Here is a 7,985-nt window from a genome sequence, read left to right as displayed (position 1 = left end):
CGGCCGCGGTGCCCGACGATGACCCGCCGGCGCCGGCCAGCACAGTGCCCGACCCGCGCGGAGCGAGCGCAGCGGCGAACCGCGCGACGGTCGATCCCTTGTTTCCGGCGTCCTCGCCGAGCGCGCCGCCGGTGACCACGACGGCGGTGTTCGCCGCGCTGATCTGCTTGTCGGAGTAGGAGATGAAGCGGGTTTCACGGAGCGCGGCCAGCGCCGTTTGCCGTTGGGTGTCGTCGACCGGAGGCGCCGCCGGATTCCTGTTGATCTGCAGCACAATGCCCAGCAGGTCGCCGGCCTGGGAGCCTTGGTCCACCGACGCGCTACTCAGTTGCCAGCCGGCGGGCAGAATTGACGAATTCACCACGGACAGCAGTTTTTCCGAGTCGTTAGCGTCGACGAACTGCTGGGTCAGCGACACGGTGCCGGTCACCGCACCGCCGGCCTCGCCAACAAGGCGCGTTAGCCGGTCGACCGCGTCATCGGACGCGTCGGGCGTGCGGAAGATCAGCACCGACTTCTGCGCCAGCGCGTCATGCACCATCCGAGGCGCCATCGCGGTGTCGAAATCGTTGGCGGCCTTCAGTCTTTCGTTCAGCGCATTCTTCTGCTCGTCGATTGTGTTGATCTGGTTCTGCAGCTGCCTCTTCTCGTCGCGCAGCCCACTCAGCAGCGTGTCGGACAACAATCCTGACCCCAGCACCACTCCCACCGCGAGCGCAAGAAACACGGCAGCGAGCGAAATCGCATGCTGGCGAAGCGATATCACGGCTAAGTCCTAGGCACAAGCCCTTGCACCCACAGCGAGAACCGGTTCCAGTAGCTTACGATCCAGTCCAGCACCGCATGGTCGGCCTTGGCGACCCAGAGCGCGACGATGACGGCGATCAGCATTGCCAGCACCAGCAGCCCGATGGCGCCGCCGGAGATCCTGTTGCGGTACAGCGTCGCAACGGCCTTCGCGTCGACGAGCTTCTCGCTGACTTTGAGCCGGGTCAAGAACGTTGACGGCAGGCTGTGCTGCTGGGACCGGTCGAAGAATTCCTCGATCGTCGCGCTGTGGCCGGCCGTCACGATCAGTGCGGCGCCGTGGTGATCGGCCAACAGCAGCGCCAAGTCGAAGGCCGAACCGGCCGCGGGAAACGTCATCGCGCCGACGCCGAGGTCCTGGATGCGCTCAAGGCCGGACGCGTGGCCGTCGGCGTCCGCGGGCAGCACCACCTGGGCACCGCACTTGAGCACCTCGGCGCTGATGTGCTCCGGGTCGCCGACGATCAGCTGCGGCCGGTAACCGGCCCTGCGCAACAGGTCTGCGCCGGTGCCCACGCCGATCAAGACCGGTTGATACTCCTTGATGAACGGTTTGAGGCTCTTGAGATCCTCGGCGGCCTCGGGCTCTTCGGCGACCACGACGACGTGGCGGCGGTTCACGTCGACGTCGATGTCCGGGATGCCGATGCCGTCGATCAGCAGCGGGCTTTCGCTTCGGATGTATTCAATCGTATTGCCCGCGAACGCCTCCAGGTGCGCGACCAGTCCGCTCTTGGCCTCATGCATGAGCTCGTGAATCTCGTTGTGGTCACGTTCGTTGCCCAGGATCAGTCGCCGGTCGCCGGCATACACGCCGCCGTTGTGCAGCCGCACCCGCGCGCCGTCCTTGACCTTCTTGAACACGTCCTGGCCGGTGTCATCGATGAGCGTGACGCCGTTGCTGACCAACACCTCCGGGCCCAGGTTCGGATACCGCCCCGATATCGACGGCGCCGCGTTGACAACGCCGGCCACATCGGCCTCGATGAGCGCGTCGGCGGTGATGCGGTCCAGGTCAAGCACGTCGAGCACGACGATGTCACCGGGTCCGACGCGTCGCAGCAGGCGATCGACGTCGCGGTCGACGCGCGCGGTGCCGACCACACCGGGCCGTTCGCCGGCATTACGAGACAGGAGCCCTGACATCTTCATAGGGGCGATTCTGTCCGTGAAAGCCCCGGACGTCGAGGCGGCACGCCGTAACAACAGCCTCATTTGTCACTTTAGTCACAGCCCCCGTTCCGCGGAGCAGATGCTGGGGCTGATGAAAATCGCGGTCCTATGGCGCTTTTGCGTCTTGTCGCGCGGCCTCCAGCAGTTCGCGGGCATGAGCCCGCGCGGTGTCGGACTCCCCCAGGCCGGCCAGCATTCGTGCCAGCTCGGCAACTCTCGCGTCGTCGTCGACGCGGCGCACCGCACTGGTGCCGTTGCGCCCGCCGGCCTCCACCACCAGGTGGACGTCGGCGTATGCGGCGACCTGTGGCAGGTGGGTGACCACGATGACCTGATGCGTGCGCGCCAGCCGTGCCAGCCGACGCCCGATCTGGACCGCCGCGCGGCCGCCCACACCGGCGTCGACCTCGTCGAAAACCATTGTGGTGCCTTCGGCCGACGATGCCAGCACCACCTCGAGCGCCAGCATCAGCCGCGACAGTTCGCCACCCGAGGCGCTCTTGTTCAGCGGCAGCACCGTCGTGCCGCGGTGTGCGGTGAAGCCGAACTCGACCAGGTCGGTGCCCGACGATCCGGCATGCGCGGTGAGGCCGGTCGGCAATTCCAGCGGCGCTGAGTCATCGGCACGCGCCGGCATCGGCGTCACAGAAATCGTGAACTCCGCGTCCGCCATCGCCAGCCCGGCGAGTTCGGCGGTGACCGCCTTGGCGAGTCCTTTGGCCGCCTTGGCGCGGGCCTTCGTAAGGTCGGCGGCTGCGGCCGCGAGCTGACCGGTGAGCTCGGCCACCCGCCGTTCGAGACCGGCGACGGCTTCCTCGGAGACGTCCAGCTGATTCAGCCGGTCCCGCGACGCGCGCGCCCACTCCAACACGCCGTCGATGTCGGCGGCGTACTTGCGCGTCAACACCCGCAGTTGCGTCTGGCGCGCCAGCCTGGTTTCTAGCGTGCTGGCATCGGCGGGCAGGTCATCGAGGTAGCCGGCCAGCTCGGCGGCGACGTCGGTGATGAGGGTCAGCGCCTCTGCGAGTTGCCCGGCCAACGCGGTAAGCGTGCTGTCGTCGGTGGCCTCCAGTGCGGACTTGGCGTGTCCGACCCGATCGACCGCCGAACCGTCGGTGTCGTCGAGTGCCCCGGACAGCGCGACGCGCGCCGCCTGCGCGGCTTCGCGCAATGCGTCGAGTTCGGAGAGCCGGTGGATGTCGGCGGCGATCGCATCGTCCTCGCCGGGCACCGGGTCGACGGCGGTGATCTCGTCGAGCGCGAACTTGAGCCGGTCAGCCTCCTGGGCGAGTTCCCGCGCCCGCTCGAAGCGGTCGACGAGGTCGCGACGGGCTTGCAGCCAATCGTTGCGCAGCTTGCGGTAGCGATCGAGCTGGGCGCCGACGCCGGCGTAGCGGTCCAGCGCGGCGCGCTGCTCGTCGGGCCGCATCAGCCGCAGCTGATCGTTTTGGCCGTGCAATGCCAGCAGCTCGGTGGTGAACGTGCTCAGCGACTTGGCGGGCACGCTGCGGCCGCCGAGGTAGGCGCGCGACGGCCCGTCCCGGCTCACCGACCGGGCCGCGATCACGCTGCCGTCGTCGTCGCGCACCGCGCCGGACGAGTCAAGGATCTCGGCGATGTCGGCCGCGACGGGCCCGTCGAGTTCCGAGGTGCTGAAGCGGCCCTCGACCACCGCGCGATCGGCGCCGGACCGGACCCGGTTAGCGTCGGCGCGCGCTCCGCCGAGCAGGTGCAATCCAGTGACCACCATCGTCTTGCCGGTGCCCGTCTCGCCGGTCAATACGGTCAACCCACGGTCGAATTCGGCCACGGCCGTGCCGATCGCGCCGAGTGACTCGATCCGGATCTCCGACAGCACTTAATCGCCTGCCGTGGTCGGACCGCGCCAGCCGGTCACCGGCAACCTGAACTTGCGGACGAGCCGGTCGGTGAAGGGTGCGCTGTCCAGCCGCGCCCAGCGCACCGGCGTGCCGCAGCGGATCACCTTCAGGCGCGCCCCCGCGGGCACGTCCATCGCGCGCCGACCATCGCAGAACACCATTGCGTCGTACCCATCGCGGTCGACCTCGACCACGATGGTCGCGTCCGGGCTCGTCACCATCGGGCGGGCGAACAAAGCGTGAGCGTTGTTGGGCACCACCAGGATCGCCTCGAGGTCCGGCCAAACCACCGGTCCGCCCGCGGAGAACGCGTACGCGGTCGATCCGGTGGGCGTGGCCACCAGCACACCGTCGCACCCGAACGCCGACACCGGACGACCGTCGACTTCCAGCACCACGCCGAGCACGCCCAGGCGGGGTCCCTTTTCCAGACTGGCCTCGTTGATCGCCCAGCCGCGGTCGACGGTTTCGCCGCCGGCCTGCACCGACACATCAAGTGTCATGCGCTCTTCCACGCGGTAATCACGGGTGATCACATGCTCGAGCACCTCGTCGATGTTTTCGGCCTCGGCCTCGGCGAGGAACCCGATGCGCCCCAGATTGACGCCGAGCACCGGAACGCCGGCGTTGCGGGCGAGTTCGGCGCCGCGCAGAAAAGTGCCGTCACCACCGAGAACCAGAACCAATTCGCAACCGACCGCGGCGGACTCGTCGGGGTCGACCACCTCGATCTCGACGCCGAGCGCCCTGATCTCGTCGGGAGCCAGGTGCAGCGAGCCGCGGTCGACCGCCTCGGCGGATAGCACGCGCAGCCCGATACCGTTGTCGCCCAAGACTTTTTCGACACGGCGCGCGGTTTCGCTGACCTCTTCGCGGCCGGGGTGCACGACGAGCAGTATGGTGCGGTCGGCCGGTGTCATTGCGGGCTGCCGTCGACGGCTCGGTTGACGGCCCGATCCAGCACCTCATCGGTCAGAGCCCGGTCGGTGCGGGCGCGCAGCCACAGGAAGTACTCGACGTTGCCCGACGGCCCAGGCAGCGGGCTGGCGGTGACGTCCACGGTGTGCCAGCCGAGTTCGGCGGCGCGACGTGCGACGGTCAGCACGGCGTCGGCCCGCAGCCGCGAATCGACCACGACGCCGCCCGCTCCCACCTGTTGTTTGCCGACCTCGAATTGCGGCTTCACCATTGGAACAATATCCGCGTCGGGCCAGGCGCACGCGGCCAGCGCGGGCAGCACGGTGGCCAGCGAGATGAACGACAAGTCGGCGACGACAACGTCGGCCGGTCCGCCGATCGCGTCGGCAGTCAGGTCACGCATGTTGGTGCGCTCGATCACGACGACGCGCGGGTCGGAGCGCAGCGACCACGCCAGCTGGCCGTAGCCGACGTCGACCGCCACCACTTCGCGCGCGCCGCGGTCCAGCAACACCTCGGTGAAGCCGCCGGTGGACGCTCCGGCATCCAGGCAGCGACGGTCCTGGACCTCGAGCTTGAAGGTGTCCAGCGCGCCGATCAGCTTGTGCGCCCCACGCGAAACCCAGTTGCGCTCGCCACCGGCGTCGACGGTCAGGTTAGCGGTGACGGCAACGGCGGTGGCGGGTTTGGCCGCAGGCATACCGTCGATGCTGACGCGTCCGGCGCCGATCAGCTCCGCTGCCTGTTGACGCGAGCGCGCCAGGCCGCGCCGTACCAGCTCGGCGTCAACGCGCGCTCGCCGGGCCACGCGTGGTCACCCACCCATTCCCGGGCTCGGTCCATCGGCCGGAGCCTTCTCCACCGCTTCCAGGGCGCGCACGAGCACCTCGTGGGCCTCTTCCAGGCGCGCGGCGAGCGCGTCGAGATCGACCGCGGTGAGGTCGGCGCCGTCGGCCCCAACGTCGGGCAACTGCTCCAGTAACGCGGCGATCTCGGCGCGGATCTGTCCGGGTTCGGTACTCATCTCGTTGCTCACGGTAGTCCAGTCCCCCGGCGCAGCAGCGACCAGCGCTCGAGGGCACCGCGCGCCGCGTCGTCGCCGGCGTCGATTTCGAAGGGCTGCCCATCGAAGTTCGCATTCCACACCGCGCTGGCGACCGCACGGACCACCGACAGCCCATCGTCGTGAAGGTCGCCGTCGGCGGCGGTGACGGTGATCGCGTCACTGTTGACCTCGACCCGCCATGCGGGTTGCGGGCCGATCTTCAGCTCGTCGGGATTGCTGTGGAGCGACTGAAGATCGAGACCGATGTAGGTGGGCCGCTGACCGGCGGGCGCGTGTACCGCGTCGCGCGCGGTGCTCACGCCGCTGAGCACCAACAGGCTGGGCAGCTCGGCTGCGTTCGCACCGGCAATGTCGGTGTCGAGCCGATCGCCGATCGCCAGCGGCGTTCGAAAGTCGCCGCGCGACAAGGCGCTTCGCAGCAGCGTCGGCTCGGGCTTGCCCGCCACCTGCGGTGCGTCGTCGGTGGCCGCGCGCAGGGCCGCGACCATGGCGCCGTTGCCGGGCAGTAGCCCGCGTTCGGTCGGCAGCGTCCGGTCGATGTTCGCCGCGACCCACAGCGCACCGTTTCGGATGGCCAGCGCCGCCTCGGCCAGGTCGGGCCAGCCGGTATGCGGCGAATGTCCCTGCACGACCGCGACGGGGCCGTCGGCGAATAGACGAACGGGTCGCAGACCGACGTTGGTCAGCTCGGCGGCCAGCGCCTCGGTACCGACAACAAGCACCGGCGCACCGGCGCGAAGTTGGGTGCGCAGCAGCCGTGCGGCGCCTTGAGCGCTGGTGACGACGTCTTCGGGCCGGGCGTTGAACCCCATCTCGTGGAGGTGTCTGGCGACCTCGGCCGGGCTACGCGACGCGTTGTTGGTGACGAAGAAGGTGGGGGCGTGCGCGGCGGCCAGGGCATCAACGGCGCCGGGGACGGGTTCGGCGCCGCGGAACAGGGTGCCGTCGAGGTCGAGCAGCAGGCAATCATGCAGGCGCGCAAGGCTTGTCATATCAGGGCAATTCGGCGACGCGTTCTTCGGCGTCGGTCACGCCGTCGATGTCGGCGGCGGCCGCGTGCAGGAACCATTGCAGCGCCTCGTCGGCACGTCCCATCGCCAGCAAGGTTTCGGCGTACGCGTAGTCGAGTCTGGCTGCGGCCTGGCCGGTGCGGGTGGGATCCGGTGGCGGCGTGGACAACAGGGCAAGTGCCTGGTCCAGCTGGCCAAGGTCGGCGCGGGCGCCGGCCACCACGATTCGCAGTTCGTCGGCGTCGTCGCCGGTGAGGTGCGCCGCTTCCGGGCTGCGGGCCAGCTCGATCGCCCGCCCCGGACGCCCGACGCCGCGCTCACAGTCGGCGATCAACGGCAGTAGCGCGGACTTGCTGCCCATGCGCCGTGCGGCCCGCAGCTCGGCGAGCGCCTGGGCCCAGTCACCGCAGTGATACGCCGCGATGCCGACGGCTTCGCGGACCGCCGCGATGCGGCCGGAACGGGCGCGGGCGGCACGGGCGTGCTCGAGGGCTGCTTGCGGATCCTCGTCGAGCAATTCGCCGGCCGCGACCAGGTGGCGCGCGACGGTGTCGGCGTTTGCCCGATCCAAGGTGCTGAGTTCTCGCCGAATCTCGGGGGCGAGCCGCTTGGCGTCAATGCTGGCCGGGATGGCGGGCTCCTCTCGGCGCGACGGCTGCTCGAGGTCGCCGGCGCGGGGCGGCCTGCGCCGGCCCGTTCCGCGGGGAGCTCTGTCATCGACCACCCAATAAAGGATACGGGCCGAACGGAAACGACGACAATTCCGCTTGAAACCACACAATTCCGGCTGGCGAAATGTTGTGAAATAAAAAGCACCCCCGGTGGTGTGCCGGGGGTGTTTTTGTGTGTGTTCGGCGGTGTCCTACTTTTCCACCCGGGTTGGGTAGTATCATTGGCGCTGGCCGGCTTAGCTTCCGGGTTCGGGATGGGTCCGGGCGTTTCCCTGCCGCTATGGCCGCCGTAACTTTGTTGGTTGTTCTTTTGTGTTTGTTTTTGTGTTTCTTTTTTTGTGTTTTGTGGTGGGTGTGTTTGGTGGTGGGGTGTGGGTTGGTGTGGTGTGGTGGCGGCTGGTTGGTGTGTGGGTAAGTTTTCGGCCGGTTAGTGCCAGTTCCCTAAGCGCATTGCTGCGTG

Annotated in this window: 8 protein-coding genes and 1 rRNA gene; all 9 read right to left on the bottom strand. The window is 68.6% G+C overall.

The annotated features are described in order from the left end of the window. The coding region (locus VE759_RS13995) for a copper transporter (RefSeq protein ID WP_324933312.1) at nt 1-766 on the bottom strand (766 nt) is incomplete at its 3' end. Nucleotides 767-768: 2 nt separating this feature from the next. Further along, nucleotides 769-1,959, bottom strand: a complete 1,191-nt coding sequence (steA, locus tag VE759_RS13990) for a putative cytokinetic ring protein SteA (protein ID WP_324933309.1) — start codon at nt 1,957-1,959, stop codon at nt 769-771. A 127-nt stretch (nt 1,960-2,086) separates the two neighbouring features. Then, a complete protein-coding gene (gene recN / locus VE759_RS13985) occupies nt 2,087-3,838 on the bottom strand; it encodes a DNA repair protein RecN (protein ID WP_324933307.1) in 1,752 nt (583 codons plus the stop codon). Continuing rightward, the gene (locus VE759_RS13980) at nt 3,839-4,780 is read right to left on the bottom strand and encodes an NAD kinase (protein WP_324933304.1); all 942 of its coding nucleotides are present in this window, start codon (nt 4,778-4,780) and stop codon (nt 3,839-3,841) included. It lies immediately after the preceding gene. Then, nucleotides 4,777-5,586: a TlyA family RNA methyltransferase gene (locus VE759_RS13975; RefSeq protein ID WP_324933301.1), complete on the bottom strand. Its 810-nt coding sequence runs from the start codon at nt 5,584-5,586 to the stop codon at nt 4,777-4,779. The genes VE759_RS13980 and VE759_RS13975 overlap by 4 nt, the downstream gene beginning before the upstream one ends. A gap of 6 nt (nt 5,587-5,592) precedes the next feature. Next, nucleotides 5,593-5,802 (bottom strand): hypothetical protein, encoded by a 210-nt coding sequence (locus VE759_RS13970; protein ID WP_324933298.1) that lies wholly within the window; start codon nt 5,800-5,802, stop codon nt 5,593-5,595. An 8-nt stretch (nt 5,803-5,810) separates the two neighbouring features. Next, nucleotides 5,811-6,836, bottom strand: coding sequence for an HAD-IIA family hydrolase (locus VE759_RS13965; RefSeq protein WP_324933295.1), 1,026 nt, complete (start codon nt 6,834-6,836; stop codon nt 5,811-5,813). 1 nt (nt 6,837) lies between these two features. Beyond that, on the bottom strand, nt 6,838-7,578 hold the full coding sequence (locus tag VE759_RS13960; protein WP_324933292.1) for a tetratricopeptide repeat protein: 741 nt from the start codon (nt 7,576-7,578) through the stop codon (nt 6,838-6,840). Between the two features lie 125 nt (nt 7,579-7,703). Continuing rightward, nucleotides 7,704-7,817, bottom strand: a 5S ribosomal RNA gene (rrf, locus tag VE759_RS13955). Nucleotides 7,818-7,985 lie beyond the last annotated feature (168 nt).

This window comes from Mycobacterium sp. (assembly GCF_035640695.1).
Classification (GTDB): domain Bacteria; phylum Actinomycetota; class Actinomycetes; order Mycobacteriales; family Mycobacteriaceae; genus Mycobacterium.
Note: the sequence above shows the minus strand (reverse complement) of the source record. Positions and strands in the feature narration are given on the sequence as shown.